18 protein-coding genes and 1 riboswitch are annotated in these 18626 nt (G+C 70.9%); of the genes, 12 read left to right on the top strand and 6 right to left on the bottom strand.

Going from position 1 to position 18626, the window contains the following annotated elements; genetic code table 11:
• Position 1: 1 nt before the first annotated feature.
• The 3 genes from ACFWPA_RS07655 to ACFWPA_RS07645 are packed head-to-tail and all read right to left on the bottom strand — an operon-like array spanning position 2 to position 2024.
• Complete coding sequence (locus ACFWPA_RS07655) at positions 2-745, bottom strand: ABC transporter permease (RefSeq protein WP_378506673.1); 744 nt, start codon at positions 743-745, stop codon at positions 2-4.
• Positions 742-1665 (bottom strand): ABC transporter ATP-binding protein, encoded by a 924-nt coding sequence (locus ACFWPA_RS07650; protein WP_378506674.1) that lies wholly within the window; start codon positions 1663-1665, stop codon positions 742-744. The genes ACFWPA_RS07655 and ACFWPA_RS07650 overlap by 4 nt, the downstream gene beginning before the upstream one ends.
• Positions 1662-2024: a GntR family transcriptional regulator gene (locus tag ACFWPA_RS07645; protein ID WP_378506675.1), complete on the bottom strand. Its 363-nt coding sequence runs from the start codon at positions 2022-2024 to the stop codon at positions 1662-1664. The genes ACFWPA_RS07650 and ACFWPA_RS07645 overlap by 4 nt, the downstream gene beginning before the upstream one ends.
• Positions 2025-2150: 126 nt before the next feature.
• Between ACFWPA_RS07645 and ACFWPA_RS07640 the strand changes: the two genes are divergently transcribed.
• Positions 2151-2693, top strand: coding sequence for an alpha/beta hydrolase (locus ACFWPA_RS07640; RefSeq protein WP_378569932.1), 543 nt, complete (start codon positions 2151-2153; stop codon positions 2691-2693).
• A 37-nt stretch (positions 2694-2730) separates the two neighbouring features.
• On the opposite strand, the gene ACFWPA_RS07635 is transcribed toward ACFWPA_RS07640, so the two are convergent.
• Positions 2731-3624 carry a helix-turn-helix domain-containing protein gene (locus ACFWPA_RS07635; RefSeq protein ID WP_378569931.1) on the bottom strand — a complete coding sequence of 298 codons (894 nt, stop codon included), beginning with the start codon at positions 3622-3624 and terminating at the stop codon, positions 2731-2733.
• A 102-nt stretch (positions 3625-3726) separates the two neighbouring features.
• On the opposite strand from ACFWPA_RS07635, the gene ACFWPA_RS07630 reads away from it, so the two are divergent.
• The 6 genes from ACFWPA_RS07630 to ACFWPA_RS07605 all read left to right on the top strand — a co-directional run bounded on the left by ACFWPA_RS07630 (position 3727) and on the right by ACFWPA_RS07605 (position 9826).
• On the top strand, positions 3727-4407 hold the full coding sequence (locus tag ACFWPA_RS07630; RefSeq protein ID WP_378506678.1) for an SDR family NAD(P)-dependent oxidoreductase: 681 nt from the start codon (positions 3727-3729) through the stop codon (positions 4405-4407).
• 75 nt (positions 4408-4482) lie between these two features.
• Entirely contained in the window at positions 4483-5964 is a 1482-nt protein-coding gene (locus tag ACFWPA_RS07625; protein ID WP_378506679.1) for a SulP family inorganic anion transporter, read from the top strand.
• A gap of 317 nt (positions 5965-6281) precedes the next feature.
• Complete coding sequence (locus ACFWPA_RS07620) at positions 6282-7280, top strand: isopenicillin N synthase family dioxygenase (RefSeq protein WP_378506680.1); 999 nt, start codon at positions 6282-6284, stop codon at positions 7278-7280.
• 31 nt (positions 7281-7311) lie between these two features.
• Positions 7312-8145, top strand: a complete 834-nt coding sequence (locus ACFWPA_RS07615) for a MetQ/NlpA family ABC transporter substrate-binding protein (RefSeq protein WP_378569930.1) — start codon at positions 7312-7314, stop codon at positions 8143-8145.
• The gene (locus ACFWPA_RS07610) at positions 8145-9161 is read left to right on the top strand and encodes a methionine ABC transporter ATP-binding protein (protein WP_378506682.1); all 1017 of its coding nucleotides are present in this window, start codon (positions 8145-8147) and stop codon (positions 9159-9161) included. Before ACFWPA_RS07615 ends, ACFWPA_RS07610 begins: the two co-directional genes overlap by 1 nt.
• Positions 9158-9826, top strand: coding sequence for a methionine ABC transporter permease (locus ACFWPA_RS07605; RefSeq protein WP_378569929.1), 669 nt, complete (start codon positions 9158-9160; stop codon positions 9824-9826). The genes ACFWPA_RS07610 and ACFWPA_RS07605 overlap by 4 nt, the downstream gene beginning before the upstream one ends.
• Before the next feature lie 66 nt (positions 9827-9892).
• Here ACFWPA_RS07605 and mtr read toward each other — a convergent pair whose 3' ends face one another.
• Positions 9893-11278: a mycothione reductase gene (gene mtr / locus ACFWPA_RS07600; RefSeq protein WP_378569928.1), complete on the bottom strand. Its 1386-nt coding sequence runs from the start codon at positions 11276-11278 to the stop codon at positions 9893-9895.
• Positions 11275-12285, bottom strand: a complete 1011-nt coding sequence (locus tag ACFWPA_RS07595; RefSeq protein ID WP_378506685.1) for an alpha/beta hydrolase — start codon at positions 12283-12285, stop codon at positions 11275-11277. The genes mtr and ACFWPA_RS07595 overlap by 4 nt, the downstream gene beginning before the upstream one ends.
• A 120-nt stretch (positions 12286-12405) precedes the next feature.
• On the opposite strand from ACFWPA_RS07595, the gene mqo reads away from it, so the two are divergent.
• From mqo to ACFWPA_RS07570, 5 genes are all read left to right on the top strand, one after another.
• Entirely contained in the window at positions 12406-13944 is a 1539-nt protein-coding gene (gene mqo, locus ACFWPA_RS07590) for a malate dehydrogenase (quinone) (protein WP_378506686.1), read from the top strand.
• A 70-nt stretch (positions 13945-14014) separates the two neighbouring features.
• Positions 14015-14175: riboswitch (adenosylcobalamin (AdoCbl) riboswitch) on the top strand.
• An 8-nt stretch (positions 14176-14183) separates the two neighbouring features.
• Entirely contained in the window at positions 14184-16121 is a 1938-nt protein-coding gene (locus ACFWPA_RS07585; protein ID WP_378506687.1) for a VWA domain-containing protein, read from the top strand.
• Positions 16122-16166: 45 nt separating this feature from the next.
• On the top strand, positions 16167-16781 hold the full coding sequence (cobO, locus tag ACFWPA_RS07580; protein WP_378506688.1) for a cob(I)yrinic acid a,c-diamide adenosyltransferase: 615 nt from the start codon (positions 16167-16169) through the stop codon (positions 16779-16781).
• The gene (locus ACFWPA_RS07575) at positions 16775-18166 is read left to right on the top strand and encodes a cobyrinate a,c-diamide synthase (RefSeq protein WP_378506689.1); all 1392 of its coding nucleotides are present in this window, start codon (positions 16775-16777) and stop codon (positions 18164-18166) included. Before cobO ends, ACFWPA_RS07575 begins: the two co-directional genes overlap by 7 nt.
• Positions 18159-18524 (top strand): cobalamin biosynthesis protein, encoded by a 366-nt coding sequence (locus ACFWPA_RS07570; RefSeq protein ID WP_378506753.1) that lies wholly within the window; start codon positions 18159-18161, stop codon positions 18522-18524. Before ACFWPA_RS07575 ends, ACFWPA_RS07570 begins: the two co-directional genes overlap by 8 nt.
• Positions 18525-18626 lie beyond the last annotated feature (102 nt).

Genomic DNA, 18626 nt, shown 5'->3' with positions numbered 1-18626 from the left:
ATCACACCGCTGCGCGGCGCAGCGCGATCCAGCCGAACCCGATGCTGAGCACGGCGGGCACCAGTGGCAGCACCACCATCGGCATCACCCTCGGGGTATCGACGAACCAGGAACCGATCGCAGGCCACCATTCGGCCCAGGTGATCACGATCGCCGCCAGCCCGAGCGTCACGAGCAGGGCGACGCCGGCCGCGAGCAGGCCGGTGGTGCGCCACCGCTGATAGATCGCCCCGGCGAGCATCGCGACCCCGGTGCTGAGCAACAGGATCGAGAACAGACAGAGCAGTTGCACGAGGGGACTGTCCGTGAAGTACCGGGTGATCCCGAACATTCGCATGTGGACGCCCCACCCGTCGGTCGCGGCCTCGACCAGCGACAGCGCCCACACCGCGACCGCGAAGATCGCCGACTGGGCGACGGCCATCAGGGTCGTCGCGGTGTAGAACTCGCGGCGGGTCACGCTCAGTCCCAGCGCGAACGGGAAGCTCTGCGTCAGCGCCTGGACGTAGAACGCGATCGCGAAGCCAGCCAGGGCGGTGACGCTGCCGGTGAAGCCCTCGCCCTCCTCGTTCCCGACCAGGTAGTAGATCATCCAGCTGATCGCGAACGCCACCGTGAGCAGACCGACCGGCCAGGCGATCAGCAGGGGCCAGGCCACGGTGTGCAGGCGGAGCACCGATCCGATCCGGGAGGGGCCGGTGACGGCGTGGTTGTCGGTCGCGGCGGGCAGGGTGGCTGCGGTCATGACGTCTGCTCCTGGGTGGTGGTTCGGATCACGAGTTCCTGCAGTGAGGCGGGCTCGATCGCACCGCCCGCGTCGATCAACCGGGCCCGATCGGCCTCGCCCGAGGCGATCTGGACGGTGGCGCGGGACTGCGAGCCGAGGGCTTCGTGGTGCAGGACCGTCCCGTTCGTGGCGAACTCCGTCACGGCGGTGGTCGGACCGGTGACGGTCACCGCGCGGCTGCGGAGGGTGTCGGTGTCGTCGTCGAGCAGGATCCGCCCCCGATCGACGACGATGACGTGCTCGAGCAGGTTCGCGACCTCGTCGATCAGATGCGTCGACAGCACGATCGTGCGGGGATGCTCGGCGTAGTCCGCGAGCAGCCGGTCGTAGAAGAGTTGGCGGGCGACGGCATCGAGGCCGAGGTACGGCTCGTCGAACAGGGTCAGCGGCGCCCGCGACGCGAGGCCGATGGTCACCCCGAGCGCGGACCTCATGCCACGGGAGAGCTTCTTGACCTTGCGGCACAGCGGGAGTTCGAAGTCGTCGAGCAGGCGGGCCGCGAAGTCGCGATCCCACCGTTCCATCAGGTGCTCGGCCGCCTTGAGCACGTGGGCAACCCGGAGTTCATCCGGGTAGGTCTGGCTCTCCTTGATGAAGCAGACGTTCCGCAGCACCTGCGCGTTCTCGAAGGGGGTGCCGTCGAAGACGGTGACGTTGCCCGACGTCTGGACGGACTGGCCGGTGAGGATCGACATGATCGTGGACTTGCCTGCGCCGTTGCGTCCGAGCAGGCCATAGATCTTGTCGCGTTCGATAGTGAAGGAGATGTCCGTGAGGGCGTCGAACTCGCCGTAGCGCATCCCGATCCCGCGCATCGACGCGACCGTGTCGGCCGCGGTCGCAGCGGTGCTGTGCAGTGCCGTCACACTTCGTGTCATCGGGCCACCTCCCTGGTGTCGAGCATGGATTTGATGTCGTCGAGCGGGATCGCGAGGCGTTCCGCCTCCGCGACGAGCGGCTCGATGAACTGGCGCGCGAACGCATCGCGCCGCCGGCGCCGGAGCGTCTCGCGCGCTCCTGCCGTGACGAACATTCCGATTCCCCGTTTCTTGTAGAGGATCCCCTCGGCGACCAGTTGATTGAGGCCCTTGGCCGCGGTCGCCGGGTTGATCCGGTGGAAGGCAGCGAGTTCGTTGGTGGAGGGAACCTGCGTCTCCTCGAGCAGCGAGCCGTCGATGATCGCGCCCTCGATCTGTTCAGCGATCTGTTGGAACAGCGGCCTGCCGTCGTCGATCACGGGAACCGCCCCGCGGTCAGGCTCACTGGTTCATTACTCATGTAATGAACCATAGAGGCTTGGCGGGCGTTCGACAACCCCGACGGTTCCGGGGCCGCGCCGCGGCTGCGTGTACCGTCCGGTGCCATGGAGTTGACGGAAGTGTCGGTCGGCGGGGTGGTCCGGACGGTTCGGGTCGACGGGCCCGAGAGTGCCCACGTGGTCGTGCTGCTGCCCGGTGCAGGCGAGGACGCGACCGTGTTCGACGCGGTCTGCGAGCGCTTGCACGGCTCCGACCTGCGCACGATCGTGCCCGACACGATCACCGGCCTCGACGTGGCCGGGCTGCTCGCGCTCCTCGACGGTCTGGGCCTGAGCTACGTCAACCTGGCGGGCGACCGCGAGGGCGGGGCCCTGGCCTGGGAGGCCGCGGCCCGGACCTTCGGGCGGTTCAAGAGTCTGGTCGTCGCCGACAGCCCGCACCCCGCGGTCGCGGGCGGGGACTGCCCGGCCGTCGAGATCCCGTCCACCCTGCTGATCGGTGGTCCGGACGCCCGCCCCGAGGCCGACGCCAGCGGGCGGCGCTGCTACTCCGACTTCCGCGTCGTCGAACTCGCGGTCGGCTCGGTGCCCCGCGACGCGGCGGCCGCGTTCGCCACCGAGATCTCCCTGCGCACCAGCATGTGGTGAGAATCGTCGGCGGCCGCCACGTGCCGTGGTGCGCCGATCAGCGCGGCCGGGTGGACTCCCGGTGGTCCTCGCTGGCGGCCGTCGGTTCCGGTCTGGGATGCGAGAGGTCCTGCAGGCCTGCGACCCGCAGCAGATCGAGTTTCGCCGCGTCGGCGGAGCCGGGTACCGCCGTGTAGACGACGATCCGCAGATCGCCGCTGCCCGGTGCGCCGAGGACATCGCAGTCGACGGTAATGTCGCCGACCGTCCTGGTGCGCACGGTCTTTCGGCTGGACCGGTGCAGCGCCACGTGTGCCTGCGCCCACCGCGCCGCGAACTCGGCGGACTCCGCGAGCAGGCGGTCGACGAGGTTCCGCAGCGGGGCGTCGTCGGGGTACCGCCCCACCGCGGAGCGCAGGTCCGCGACCAGGTCCGCTCGGAACTCCTCTTCCCCGGCGGTGGTGTGGGTGACGGCGGTGCTTGTTTCGGTGAACACCAGCCAGACAAGATTTCGCCGGAGCCCGGACAGCGACGACGGGTCGCCGAGCAGGGCCGCCCAGAGCGGATTCCACAGCAGGATGTCGTGTGCGGCGCTGTACACGCTGACCGGCACGTCGCCGAGACGGTCCACGATGCGTTGGACGCCGGGACCCACGTGCCGCGGCACCGAGGAGGGCGTCGCGGCGGCGACGCCGCCGACCCGGTACAGGTGGTCGCGCTCGTCGTCGGTCAGCCGCAACGCGCGGGCTAGGGCGCCGAGCAGTTGCGCCGAGGGGTTGGTTGCCCGACCCTGCTCCAGCCGCACGAGGTAGTCGACGCTGACTCCCGCGAGCATCGCGAGCTCCTCGCGTCGCAGCCCCCGCGCGCGTCGACCCGTTCCCGGGGGCAACCCGACCTGCTCTGGCTGCACCCGGTCGCGCCAAGCGCGCAGCACCCGCGCGAACTCGTCCATGCCCCCATCCTGCTCGCTACCGTCGCGAGGTGGGTGGTACTGCCGGACCCACCGTGGGTCTGTGCCTGGTGCGTGCGCCGGAGCCGCGCAACCGTGGTGGGCATGACCACCACACTCATCACGGGAGCCAACCGAGGCCTCGGCCTGGAGACCGCCCGCAGGCTCGTCGACGCCGGGCACACCGTCTATGCGGGCATGCGCGATCTCGCCTCCGCCGCGGAGGTGCGTAGGCACGGCGCCCACCCGGTGCAGCTCGACGTCACCGACCAGCGCAGCGTCGACCGGGCGCTCGCCGGGCTGCCCGAGCTTGACGTCCTCGTGAACAACGCGGGCGTCCTCGGCAGGTCCTTCGGCGTCGATGACCTCGATGTCGCCGCCGTGCAGCAGGTGTTCGACACGAACGTTCTCGGGATCGTGCGTCTCACCCAGGCCGCGCTCGCGCTGCTGCGGGACTCGGCGAATCCGGTGATCGTCAACGTCGCCTCCGGCGTCGGATTCGCCCGCGCGTTGAGCACTCCCGGCAGTGACGAGTACGCCGTTCGGGGGGTGCCCTACGCATGCTCGAAGGCGGCCGTGATCGCGCTGACGGTCCAGTACGCCAAGAGCCTGCCCGGATTTCGGATCAACGCCAGCGACCCGGGCTACACCAGCACCGACTTCAACCGGCACACCGGGCACCAGACGGTGACCGAGGGAACGGATGCGACGGTGATGCTGGCCCGGCTCGGTCCCGACGGCCCGACCGGACAGTTCTTCGACCGCGCGGGCCGCATCGAGTACTGAGCAACAGCGCGACCCGCTTGCCGGGCCAGGGGCGGGCGGGCCACCCGCGGCCGCGACGCGCACTACACTCTGCCGGTGCTCGACACCGTCCCCGCCCCGCCCGACATCACCTCGGTCCGTTCCGCCCTTCGCTCGCCGCGCAGGCTGAGCACCGAGATCCTCGCCGGGTTGGTGACATCGTTGGCGCTGATCCCCGAGGTGATCTCGTTCGCGGTCATCGCGGGCGTCGACCCGAAGGTGGCGCTGTACACCTCCTGCATCATGGCGATGACGGTCGCGATCGCCGGCGGCCGCCCCGCGATGGTGTCGGCGGCGGCGGGGGCCACCGCGTTGGTGATCGCGCCGCTCGTCGCGGCGCACGGCATCGACTACCTGATCGCCGCGGTGTGGCTCGCCGGGGCAGTGCAGATCGCGTTCGCGGCAGCGGGCCTCGCGCGGCTGGTGCGGTTCATCCCGAGGTCGGTGATGATCGGGTTCGTCAACGCGCTCGCGATCCTGATTTTCAGTGCCCAGATTCGGCACCTCGTCGACGTTCCGTGGCTGGTGTATCCGCTGGTGGTCGCGGGGATCGCGATGGTGGTCCTGGTTCCGCGGCTGACGCGGGCGGTCCCGGCGCCGCTGATCGCGATCGTCGTGCTCACCGGGGTGGTCGCCCTGTTCCGGCTGGACGTGCCCGACGTCGCCGACCAGGGCGCGCTGCCGTCCGGTCTGCCGACGTGGATGATCCCGGACGTCCCGCTCACCTGGGAGACGCTGACGATCATCGCGCCGTTCGCCCTCGGCCTGGCGCTGGTTGGCCTGCTCGAATCGCTGCTCACCGCGAAACTCGTCGACGACCTGACCGGCACCGAGTCGGACAAGACCCGCGAATCCCTGGGGCAGGGCGTCGGGAACCTGGCGGGCGCCCTGTTCGGCGGCATGGGCGGCTGCGCGATGATCGGCCAGACCATGATCAACGTCAAGGAGGGTCGCGCCCGAACCCGGATCTCCACGTTCCTGGCGGGCCTGTTCCTGTTGGTGCTCTGCCTGACGGTCGGCGATGTGGTCGGCGCGATCCCGATGGCCGCGCTGGTCGCGGTGATGGTGCTGATCGCGGCGACCACCTTCGACTGGCGCAGCATCGCCCCGCGCACGCTGCGGATCATGCCGCGCAGCGAGACCGTCGTGATGATCGTGACGGTCGTCGGGACCCTGGCGACCGAGAACCTCGCGGTCGGCGTTGTCCTCGGTGTCCTGGCCGCGATGGCCGCGTTCGCGCGGCGGGTCGCGCACCAGACGACGGTCACCGTCGAGGACCGCGACGGAGACCGGGTGTACCGGCTGACCGGGCAGCTGTTCTGGGCGTCGAGCAACGACCTGGTGCGCCGGTTCGACTACGCGGGCGATCCGTCGTCGGTGATCATCGACCTCGGGGCGGCCGACGTGTGGGACGCGTCCACGGTCGCCACCCTCGACGCGGTGCGGGAACGGTACGCGGCGCTCGGCAAGTCCGTCCGGATGGTGGGATTGACCGGGGCGGGCCGAGACCGTGTGGACCGGCTGTCGGGGAGGCTGTGACCGTTCACCGCATATTTGTCGCCGTCCGGCGCCGCGCGTATACGCAGGATTTGAACTATCTACCGTCGGCGCATTAACGTGCAGTCACACCCGACTCGTACGCGGTAGCAACGATCTCGTTCGGAAGGACCTCGATGCGCGGCACGGCACGCACCGCCGACCCCACGACCATGTGTCGTGGTTGTCGCATGCGCCAGCGCTGAGACGAGAGCCCCGCGACGGCACCCCGGCCGCTCCGCAACTTCCCGTGATTTCCCGGGCACCGACTCGTCACAGCGCCTGTTCTTCCCGGTGCCCGTGGCGAAAGGATCCGTCCCATGTCCGCCCCCGCCCTCCCGATCATCGATCTGGAGAACCTCGACGTCGACGCCCTGCGCCGGGTCACCCACGAGATCGGGTTCTTCTACCTCACCGGTCACGGCATCGACCAGCGGCTCACCGACGACCTGATCGCCACGGCGCGCGCGTTCTTCGCGCTGCCCGAGGCGGACAAGCTTGAGATCGAGAACGGGAACTCGCCGCAGTTTCGCGGCTACACCCGCGTCGGCGGCGAACGCACGCAGGGCTACATCGACTGGCGCGAGCAGCTCGACATCGGCCCCGAACGGGCTGCCGTCGACCCGATCGACCCGGCCCGCCCGTGGGACGTGCTGCACGGACCGAACCTGTGGCCGACCGCGGTGCCGCGGCTGCGGCAGCTGGCGCTCGAGTGGTCGGCGCAGGCGCAGGACGCGGGCCTGCGGCTGATCCGCGGCTGGGCGGTCTCGCTCGGCGCGCCAGCGGACTTCTTCGATGCCGCCTTCGCCGACCCCGACCCGCTGCTCAAGATCGCCCGCTACCCGGGCCACGACGGCTCGGTCACCGACCAGGGCGTCGGTAGCCACAAGGATGTCGGCGCGCTGACCCTGCTGTACCCGGAGCCCACCAGCGGCGGCTTCCAGGTGGAAACAGATGGCGGATGGTTGGACGTCGACCCGCTGCCCGGACATCTGCTCGTCAACATCGGCGAACTGCTCGAGGTCGCCACCGGTGGCTACCTCAAGGCCACCGTGCACCGGGTGCGCCCGCCCGCCGCGGGCACGGACCGGGTGTCGTTGCCGTTCTTCCTCAACCCCGGCTACGACGAGGCCCTGCCGGTGATCCCGCTCGCGCCGGAACTCGCCGCCGACGCGGCGGGCGTCGGCCCGGACCAGCACGGCGGCACCCTGCACGCCCGGTACGGGCTCAACGCCCTCAAGTCCCGGCTGCGCGCCCACCCCAACGTCACCGAGCGGTACCACCGCGACCTGCAGGGCCTCCCCGCCCTGCGCGGCTGACCGACCCACCCACCCGGAAGGTATCTCCCGAATGCTCCTGCGCCGCACCGCAATCCTGTCCGCCGCCGCCCTGCTCGCCGCGGGCCTCGCCGCCTGCTCGTCGGGGAACGACGCCGAGACGCTGGTGATCTCCGCATCCAGCACCCCGCACGTCGAGATCCTCGAGCACATCGCCGACTCCGGAGTGCTCGGCGACGTCACGCTCGACATCAAGCCGGTCACCGGCGAGATCGACCCCAACGAACTCCTCGCCGCGGGGGACGTCGAGGCCAACTACTTCCAGCACGCCCCCTACCTGTCGGACTGGCAGAAGCAGAAGGGCGTCGACGATCTCGTCTCGGTCGCCGACGTGCACCTCGAGCCGATGGGCCTGTACTCGGAGAAGATCACCGCCGTCGACCAGCTCGCCGACGGCGCCACCATCGCGCTGCCCAAGGACACCACCAACTTCTCCCGCGGCCTCTATCTGCTCGAGTCCGCCGGCCTGATCGAGATGGACGTCCCGTTCGCCGACGCCAACCTGTCCGTCGTCACGCAGGCCAACATCAAGGCGAACCCGAAGAACCTGAAGTTCATCGAGATCGAGCGCTCGCAGATCGCCCGCAACCTCGGCGACCCGCAGATCACCGCCGCCGTCATCAACTCCAACTACGCGCTCGAGGCCGGCCTGAACCCGACGACGGACACGCTCATCGCGGAGAAGGCCGAGGGCAACCCGTTCGCGAACCTGCTCGTCGTCCGCGCCGCGCAGGAGAACGATCCCGGCGTCCAGGCGCTCGCCGCGGCGCTGCAGTCCCCGGAGACCGCCGCCTGGATCGAGGAGAACTACTCCGGCGCCGTCATCCCCGTGCACGCGGCCGGCTGATGATCACCGTCGAAAGCCTGGTCAAGACCTTCCCCGCAGTCGGAGGCTCGGGGGAGGTCGCGGCCCTGCGCGGCATTGACCTCGACATCGCCGAGGGCGAGATCTTCGGCATCGTCGGGCCGTCCGGGGCGGGCAAGTCGACGCTGCTGCGCTGTTTGAACCTGCTCGAGCAGCCCACCAGCGGGCGCATCCTGCTCCGCGGTGACGACCTGTCGCGGCTCTCCGGTGCTGGCCTGCGGGCCGCCCGCCGCCGCATCGGCACCGTGTTCCAGCAGTTCAACCTGCTGCACTCGCGGACCGTGCGGGCCAACGTCGAGTTCCCCCTCGAACTGGCCGGGGTGGGCCGGGCCGAGCGCCGCGCCCGCGCCGACGAACTGATCAAGCTCGTCGGGCTGGCGGGCAAGGAGAAGGCGTACCCGTCGCAGCTGTCCGGCGGCCAGCAGCAGCGCGTCGGCATCGCCCGCGCGCTCGCGTCGAACCCGGACGTGCTGCTGTGCGACGAGGCGACCAGCGCCCTCGACCCGGACACCACCGACCAGGTGCTCGACCTGCTCGCCGAGGTGAACCGGGCGATCGGCGTCACCGTCGTCCTCATCACCCACGAGCTCGGGGTGCTGCGCCGCATCTGCACGTCCGCGGCCCGGCTCGACGACGGCCGCATCGCCGAGACCGGGCGCATCCTCGACCTGGTCGCCGCGCCCGGCTCGATCCTCGGCTCGGCGATCGTCCCGGTCGGGGGAGACCCCACCGAGGAGGTGAGCGACACCGCGATCGTCACCACCATCGGCGACGACGCGCACGGCCCCTGGCTCTCCCAGCTCGTCCGGGCACTCGACGTCGACATCTCCGTCGTCGGCGGCCGCGTCGAACAGGTCGCCGGGGTCACCGTCGGTCGGTTGCGGCTGAGCTTCGGACCCGATGTCCGCCGCGCGGACGTTGAGGCGTTCGTCGCCGCCCAGCCGAACACCACGCTCGCGTGGGGCGCCGACGCCCACCTGGAAGGGGTGCTCTCGTGAACAAAACGTCCTGGCAGGACTCGCTGCCCGACGTGTGGGAGGCGACCCTCGAAACGCTGTACATGGTTGGCGTCGCGTTCCTGCTCGCCGTGGTCGGCGGCGTCCTCATCGGGGTGGTCCTGCATCTGACCTCGCCGTCCGGGTTGTGGCCGCAGCGGGCGTTGAACGCGGTGCTCGGCGCGATCGTCAACGTGTTCCGGTCGCTGCCATTCCTGGTCCTGATGATCGCGCTGATCGGGTTCACCCGGCTGATCGTCGGCACCGCGATCGGCCCGACCGCCGCGATCGTGCCGCTGACGATCGGCGCGATCCCGTTCTATGCCCGCGTCGTCGAGTCCGCGCTGCGGGAGGTGCCCGTCGGCCGGGTCGAGGCCGCGCAGGCGATGGGCGCCACCAACGGGCAGATCGTCCGCACGGTGCTGCTCCCGGAGTCGTTGTCGGCGCTGATCGCGGGCGCGACCCTGACGTCGGTGCTGCTCGTCGGGTACTCGGCGATGGCCGGTGTGATCGGCGGCGGCGGGCTCGGCGACTTCGCGATCGTGTACGGCTACCAGCGGTTCAACACGCCGGTGCTGCTCGTCGCGGTCGTGGTGCTGATCGTCATGGTGCAGATCATGCAGACGATCGGTGACCGCGCGGTCCGGGCACTGGACCACCGCAAGTAGGCGCGCGCTCCGCGAACCGTGCGTGCGGTGCACCCCGGCCGGGGTGCTCCGCACGCACGGTTCCGGTCAGAGGCCAAGCAGCGCGTTCTCGACGACCTCGGTGAGCGCGGGATGAATCCAGTACTGCCCCAACGCCATTTCCCGGGCGGGCAGGCCGAAGCTCATCGCCTGGATCAGCGGCTGGATCACCGTCGACGCCTGGGCGCCGAGCACGTGCGCACCGACCAGGTGACCGGTGCCGCGGTCGGCGATCACCTTGCACAGTCCCTCGTCGTCCTCCATCGCCCACCCGTAGGCGACGTCGGCGTAGCGCTGCACCTTCACCGCGACATCCAGGCCCCGCGCGCGGGCCTGCGCCTCGGTCAACCCGACCGTGGCGATCTGCGGGTCGGTGAACACCGCGGCGGGCACGAACCTGTGGTTTGTTCGCGCCAGTTCCGTGCGGGCCGGGTCGGCGCCGTTCCGCCAGGCGTCGCGCAGCAGGTTCGCCTGCACCACCCGCGCCTCGTGATTGGCGACGTGCTTGAGCTGGTGCGGCGACGACACGTCCCCGAGCGCGAAGACGCCCTCGGCGGCGGTGCGCTGGAACTCGTCGACGACGACGCGGCCCCGATCGTCCACGTCGACGCCGGCGGCGTCGGCACCGAGCCGGTCACCGTTCGGGGTGCGGCCGGTCGCGACGAGCAGCGTGTCCCCGGCGACGACGGTGCCGTCCGCGAGCACCGCCTCGACGCCGCCTGCGGCGTCCCGCAGCTCGGCGACCGGATTTCCGAGGTGCACATCCCATTTCGAGCGCGCGAGGTCGGTGAACCGCTGCGAGATGTCGACGTCGAGGTCGCGCAGCAGGCGGTCGCCGCGGCCGATGATCGACACCTGGGCGCCGAGGGCGGAGAAGACGTGCGCGAATTCGGACGCGATGAACCCGCTGCCGAGGATCACCAGCCGCTCGGGCAGGTCGGGCAGGCGCATGATGTCGTCGTTGGTGACGTACCGGACACCGCTGCGGGTCACCACGTCGGGGATGACCGGCCGGGATCCGGCGGCGATCACCACCTGGTCGGCGGTGATGACCTCCCCGGTTCCGGTGCGGATGGTCCGTGGGCCGGTGAAGGTCGCGTAGCCGGGGAACACGGTGGTGTTGGGGCTGCCGTCCCGCCGATACCGTTCGCCGCCCTCCGAGATCGGGTCGATGCGGCCGAACACCCGTTCCACGATGTCGTTCCACCGCACCTTTTCCACCCGCGCGTCGACGCCGTAGCGGGACGAGTCCCGGATGGTGCGCGCGACCTCGGCGGCGTAGACGAACATCTTCGTCGGGATGCAGCCCACGTTCAGGCAGGTGCCTCCGAACGTGCCGCCCTCGCAGATCGCGACGGTCATGTCGGCGAACCGGTCGTCGAGAATGGTGTTGCCGGAACCGGATCCGATGATCGCCAGATCGAAGTGGGTCACGAGGGCCGCCCTTCCGTCGCGCCCTGCCGCTCCAACCAGTCCAGCCACTGATCGACCTCGTCGAACGCCTGTTTGCGGGGCACCTCGCGGGACAGGAACACGTCGTGCCGGGCACCTTCGATCGGAACGATGGTGGTGCGGTCGCCCAGGCAGCCCGCCCAGCGCGCGATCTGCTTGACGTCGAGCACCAGATCCGCGGCCTCCGACTTCTCCGTGTACCGCATCGAGTAGTGCGTCACCTTCGAGCGCAGGATCAGCGACGGCACCCCGATGTCGAGGCCCCGATGCAGCCGCGCCTGCGCGCGGCGGACGGCGCGCAGCCACCCGAAGGTCACCCCGTACCCGCGCAGCGGCTTCCATTCGAGGTCGTAGTCCCATTCGCCGCGTTGGCTGCGGTGCAGGGTGCGGCCGTACACGTCCATCGGCGGCTGCTTGAGTTCGAGCTTGTCCCGGAGTCGGCCGACGGTCCGGATCGCGACCGTCCCGACGTTGCGCACGTACGACGGGCCCTGCAGGTCGAACCACGGGCTGTTGAGGATCGCCCCGGCGACCCCGGCGGCCGCGCTGCCCCCCGGCCGGGCATTGAGCCGGTCCAGCCACATCGGCAGGATCAGGCCCCCCGTGGAGTGGGCGGTGAGCAGCACCGCACCGCCCTGCACCTGGTCGCGGACCGTCGCAAGCGCCCACTCCAGTTCGGCGTCGTACAGTGCGAGATCCGTCACGAAGTGCGGGGTCTGGCCCGGCCGCCGCGAACGGCCACACTTGCGCAGGTCCAGCGCGAAGAAGTCGTATCCCCGCCCGTGGAAGTGCTCGGCGATGTGGGTCTGGAAGAAGTAGTCGGTGAATCCGTGCAGGTAGAGCACCGCGCGGCGGCGGGGTGTCGCCCCGTCGGGCCGGTATCGGACGAGGGTCGCGACCACCTCGCCCTCCCCGTCGGGATCCGTGCCGAGCGGCAAGGTCGTCTGTTCGTAGCCCTCGCCAAGGAGGTCCCGCACCCAGGTGGTCACAGATCACAATCGTAGTGGGCGTTAATGTGAACTCGGGGGAGCACAATTGAGGCGAGGTCAACCCCGCTCATACGCGCGGGTAACCTACTCCGCGTGCAGTCGGCGTGACTGCCGCTGCCAATGGACAAGGAAGTCGATTTTCCAGTGTCAGACAACACCGCGGTACACAAGACCGATGTAGTTCTCGTGGGTGCGGGCATCATGAGTGCCACGCTCGGTGCCCTGCTCCGGCAGCTGCAGCCGGACTGGTCGATCAGCGTGTTCGAGCGTCTCGACGCCGCCGCCGCCGAGAGCAGCGACCCCTGGAACAACGCAGGCACCGGACACTCGGCGCTGTGTGAGCTCAACTACACGCCTGCGACCAAGGACGGCTCGGTGGACATCACCAAGGCCGTCAACGTCAACGAGCAGTTCCAGGTGTCGCGGCAGTTCTGGGCCTACGCGATCGAGAACGGCATCCTCACCGAGCCGAAGGAATTCGTCAACCCGATCCCGCACGTGAGCTTCGTGCACGGGGCGGAGAACGTGAAGTACCTGCGGGCCCGCTACGACGCCCTCGCCGGCCACCCGCTGTTCGCGGGGATGGAATACACCGAGCGCCCCGACGAGTTCGCCAAGCGCCTGCCGCTGATGGCCACCGGTCGTGACTTCTCCGATCCGGTCGCGTTGAACTGGACCGACGGCGGCACCGACGTCGACTTCGGCGCCCTGACCAAGCAGCTGCTGGGCAACATCGGCGCCACCGGCGGCACCGTCCACTTCGGCCACGACGTCCGCAACATCACCAAGCAGTCCGACGGCAGCTGGACCCTGAAGGTCGTCAACCAGCGCACCGGCGACAAGAAGACCGTGAACGCGAAGTTCGTCTTCGTCGGCGCGGGCGGCGGTGCGCTGCACCTGCTGCAGAAGTCGGGCATCGCCGAGGCCAAGGGCTTCGGTGGCTTCCCGGTCTCCGGCGAGTTCCTGCGCTGCACCAACCCGGATCTGATCGAGCAGCACAACGCCAAGGTCTACGGCAAGGCCGCGGTCGGCGCGCCCCCGATGTCGGTGCCGCACCTCGACACCCGCGTCATCGGCGGCAAGAAGGGCCTGCTGTTCGGCCCGTACGCCGGCTGGTCGCCGAAGTTCCTCAAGAACGGCAAGGTCACCGACCTGCCCGGATCCATCAAGCCGAACAACCTGATGTCGATGCTCGGTGTCGGCGTCACCGAACTCGGCCTGACGAAGTACCTCATCGGTGAGCTCCTGCAGTCGGCCGACGACCGGATCGAGACGCTGCGCGAGTTCGTGCCGCGCGCGACCGGCGGCGACTGGGAACTGATCACCGCGGGTCAGCGGGTGCAGGTGATCCGCAAGAAGGGCGGCGGGGGCGTGCTCGAGTTCGGCACCGCCGTCATCAACGCCGCGGACGGCACCATCGCGGGTCTGCTCGGCGCCTCGCCCGGCGCGTCCACCGCGGTCCCCGCGATGCTCGACGTCCTGCAGCGGTGCTTCGGGGACCGGTGGAGCGCATGGGAGCCGCAGCTCAAGCAGATGGTCCCGTCGCTGGGTCTGAAGCTGTCCGACAACGAGTCGCTGTTCCGTGAGGTGTGGGACTGGAGCAACCGGGCGCTCGAGCTCGAGGCCCCCGTCGAGGTCCCGGCCGCCGCATCCGCCTGATCCGTCCACCCGTTCACCGGCCGTCACCTGCCCAGGTGGCGGCCGGTGTCGTTGCACCGGATAGAGTTCGCGGCGAACATCATGTTTCCCGTCGCGGGGAAGTCCTGTGGAAGTCAGGCGCGGTCCCGCCACTGTGACGGACACCGAGCCACGATCGGTTCCGAAGTCAGATTGCCGCGGCGGCGGAACTTTTCGTCCGACCCCCGGCGCGGAGACCGGGGAGTGAGGAGAGTGGCGCCGTGACGCAACAGGATTCGGCAGACCCCGGTTTTCCGTTCAGTGCCATCGTCGGGCAGGACCAGCTGCGGCTGGCGCTGACCCTGTGCGCCGTGCATCCCGGCATCGGCGGAGTGCTGGTGCGCGGCGAGAAGGGCACCGCGAAGTCGACGGTGGTCCGCGCGCTCGCCGCGCTGCTGCCCCCGACGGCGGGCGGCGACCCGGCCCGCCTGGTGGAACTGCCGGTCGGCGCCACCGAGGACCGGGTGATCGGCTCCCTCGACCTGGAGAAGGTGCTCCGGGACGGCGAGCGTGCCTTCCAACCCGGCCTGCTGGCCGCCGCCCACGACGGTGTGCTCTACGTCGACGAGGTGAACCTGCTGCACGACCACCTCGTCGACGTGCTGCTCGACGCCGCAGCCATGGGCCGCGTCCACGTCGAACGCGACGGTGTCTCGCACTCCCATCCCGCCAAGTTCGTCCTCGTCGGAACAATGAACCCGGAGGAGGGCGAGCTGCGTCCGCAGCTGCTCGACCGGTTCGGCCTCGCCGTCGACGTCGCCGCGTCCCGAGACGTCGACGTCCGCATGCAGGTGATCCGCCGCCGCCTCGACTTCGAGGCCGACCCCACCGGATTCGCGGCCGGCTACGCGGGCGCCGACGCCGACACCGCCGCCAGGATCGCCGCCGCGCGGGCCGCGCTGCCCGCGGTCGGCCTGCCCGACACCGAGCTGCGCCGGATCGCCGCGCTGTGCGCCTCCTTCGACGTGGATGGAATGCGCGCCGACCTGGTCCTGGCCCGCACCGCGACCGCGCACGCGGCATGGCGCGGTGCGACCGAGGTCGCCGAGCCGGACGTGCGGGTCGCGGCCGAGCTGACCCTGCCGCACCGCCGCCGCCGCGACCCGTTCGACGAACCGGGCCTGGACCAGCAGCAGCTGGACGAGGCGATGCGGGACGCCGACGAGCAGGCCCGCAGTCACTCCGAGCCCGAGCCCGAGCATGACCCCGAGCCCGACCCCGAGCCGGACGGTCCCGGTGGCGGCGCCCCCGCCCCGGACGCCGGTGGCCCCGCACCCGACGCCCCCGCCCCGGATGGTGCGGCGCAGGCCGAGGAACCAGAATCGACCGGCCCCGGCGCGCCGCCGGAACGCCCGGTCGGCGCGCCGACCGGCCAGTTCCGCACCCGGCTGCTGACCGTCCCCGGCGTCGGCGAGGGCGCGCCGGGCAGGCGGTCCCGGTCCCGGTCCGTACGCGGGCGGACCGTGCGCGCGACCACCGACCCCGGTCGCGGCCTGCACCTGGTCGCCACCCTGTTCGCCGCCGCCGAGCACCAGTCCACGCGTGGGCGCACCGACGGCCGGATGCTGTTGGCGCCCGGAGACATTCGGGGCGCGTTGAGGGAGGGGCGCGAGGGCAACCTGATCGTGTTCGTCGTCGACGCGTCCGGGTCGATGGCGGCCAGGGACCGGTTGTCCGCCGTCACCGGTGCCGTGGTGTCGCTGCTCCGCGACGCCTACCAGCGGAGGGACAAGGTCGCGGTCGTCACGGTCCGCGGCGCGTCCGCCGAGGTGGCGCTGCCGCCGACCTCCTCCGTGGACATCGCGGTCCGCAGGCTGGCGTCGCTGCGCACCGGTGGGAGAACCCCACTCGCGCAAGGGTTCCTCACGGCCCGCGAGGTGGTGCTGCGGGAACGGCTGCGGGATCCGCACCGGCGTGCGATGGTCGTCGCCCTCACCGACGGCCGCGCCACCGGCGGCACCGACCCGGTGCACCGGGCGAAGGTCGCGGCGGGTCTGCTCGCCGACACGGCCGCCGCCGCCGTCGTCGTCGACTGCGAGACCGGGATGGTCCGGCTGGGGTTGGCCGCGGAACTCGCGACCGCGCTGCGGGGGGCCTGCGTCCGGCTCTCCGAACTGTCCGCGGAGCAGGTCGCCGGCGTCGTCCGCGCGGCCGCCTGACCGACCGTCCCCTGCCCAACCCCCAACCCGACGAGGAGAATTCGCATGCCCAAGGGTGTCCCCGACAACGTTCCCGACGACGGGCTGACCACCAGGCAGCGTCGCAACGCCCCCGTCCTGGCCGTGCACACCGGGCCCGGTAAGGGCAAGTCCACCGCCGCGTTCGGGATGGCGCTGCGCGCCTGGAACCAGGGCTTCGACATCGGGGTCTTCCAGTTCGTCAAGTCCGCCAAGTGGAAGGTCGGGGAGGAGGCCGCGTTCCGGGCGCTCGGCGACCTGCACGAGTCCACCGGGGCAGGCGGCCGGGTGTCCTGGCACAAGATGGGCGACGGCTGGTCGTGGACCAGGAAGAAGGGCGACGACGAGGACCACGCCCGGGTCGCGCTCGACGGCTGGCGGGAGGTGGCCCGGCGGATCGAACGCGAGGAACACCGGTTCTACGTCCTCGACGAGTTCACCTACCCGCTCAAGTGGGGTTGGGTCGACGTCGACGAGGTCGTCGACGTCCTGGTGCGCCGTCCCGGCCAGCAGCACGTGGTGATCACCGGCCGGGACGCCCCGCAGGCGCTGCTCGACGCCGCCGACCTGGTCACCGAGATGACGAAGGTCAAGCACCCGATGGACGCGGGCCGCAAGGGGCAACGGGGCATCGAGTGGTAGATCGCGCCGTCCCGGCGGTGGTGATCGCCGCACCCGCATCGGGCAGCGGAAAGACCACCGTCGCAACGGGACTCATCGGTGCGCTGCGCGCTGCGGGGGACCGGGTCGCCCCGTTTAAGGTGGGCCCGGACTACATCGACCCCGGCTATCACGGCCTCGCGGCGGGCCGGGTCGGGCGCAACCTGGATCCGGTGCTGGTCGGTGCGGACCGGATCGGCCCGCTGTACCGGCACGGCAGCGCGGGTTGCGACATCGCCGTCGTCGAGGGCGTGATGGGGCTGTTCGACGGCAAGATCGCGGACCCCGCGCCGGACGGGGCGGCCGAGGGCTCCACCGCGCAGGTGGCGGGGCTGCTCGGCGCGCCCGTGGTGCTCGTCGTCGACGCCCGCGGCCACAGTCAGTCCCTCGCCGCGGTGCTGCACGGCTTCGCGACCTTCGACCGGAACGTCCGGATCGGCGGGGTGATCCTGAACCGGGTCGGCAGCGCCCGGCACGAGCAGGTGCTGCGCCAGGCCTGCGAGCGGGTCGGGATCCCGGTCCTCGGTGTGGTGCCGCGCCTGGCCGAGCTGGCGGTGCCGTCCCGGCACCTGGGTCTGGTGACCGCCGTCGAGCACGGCGGCGCCGCCACCGCCGCGGTGGGCGCGATGACCGACCTGATCGCCAGGCACGTCGACCTGGACGCGGTGCGGGCACTGGCATCGTCGACGGTGACTGCGCTGGCGTGGGACCCGGTCGTCGCGGTCGGCCCTGCGGTCGCGGGTGCCCCGGTCGTCGCGGTCGCTGGCGGTGCGGCCTTCACGTTCGGGTACGCCGAGCACCGGGAACTGCTCGAGGCGGCAGGAGCGCGGGTGCAGCTGTTCGACCCGGCCACCGACGACCTCCCCGACGGTGCCGCCGCGCTGGTGCTGCCCGGCGGGTTTCCGGAGGAGCACGCGGCGGCGTTGGCCGCGAACACCGCGTTGCTGACCTCGGTGCGGGAGCGGGCGCGCCGCGGCATGCCGATCCACGCCGAATGCGCCGGACTGCTGTACCTGACCCGCGCCCTCGACGGGCATCCGATGTGTCGGGTGATCGATGTCGACGCCACCTTCGGTTCGACGCTCACCCTCGGTTACCGGGAGGCGGTGGCGCTCGCCCCGTCCGTGCTGTTCGCGGCCGGGGAACGGGTGGTCGGCCACGAGTTCCACCGGACCGCGCTCGCCGCGCAGTCCGCCGACGGCTGGGCGCCCGCGTGGGGCTGGCACGCGAGCGGGGCCGCGTCCCGGGAGGGCTTCGTTGGCGGGGGAGTGCACGCGTCCTACCTGCACACGCATCCGGCCGGGAACCCGGACGCGATCCGTCGATTCGTCCATGCGGCAAGCGAGTTCGGTGCCCGACATGGTTGACCTGGTGGTCGGCGTCGGACTTCGGTCCGGGGTGCGGCCCGACGCGGTGCTGGAGGCGATCGTCTCGATCGTCGACGACCGGACCGCACTGCGGGCGGTGGCGACGCTCGACCGGAAGGCCGCCGACCCGTCCGTGGTGACGGCCGCCGCCGAACTGGGTGTCCCGGTGCTCGGGTTCACGGCGGCCGAACTGTCCGCGGTGACCGTGCCGAGCCCGTCGGCGCGGGTCGCCGCGGCGGTCGGGACGGCGAGTGTCGCGGAGGCCGCCGCGATCCTCGGGTCGGGCGGCGGGGACCTGCTGGTGCGCAAGCGTGCCCGCGATGGCGTCATCGTCGCGCTCGCCCGTACTGTTTGGTGACCGGACGCAACCGTGCGTGATTTTTAAACCCAAAGGGGGTAAAATAAAGCACCGGGGCGGAGCGCCAGTAGGAGAAATGTAGTTGGAGCAGACGAGTGGAAC

The sequence above is a fragment of the Rhodococcus sp. NPDC058505 genome, from assembly GCF_042720095.1.
Taxonomy (GTDB): Bacteria; Actinomycetota; Actinomycetes; order Mycobacteriales; family Mycobacteriaceae; genus Rhodococcus_G.
Note: the sequence above shows the minus strand (reverse complement) of the source record. Positions and strands in the feature narration are given on the sequence as shown.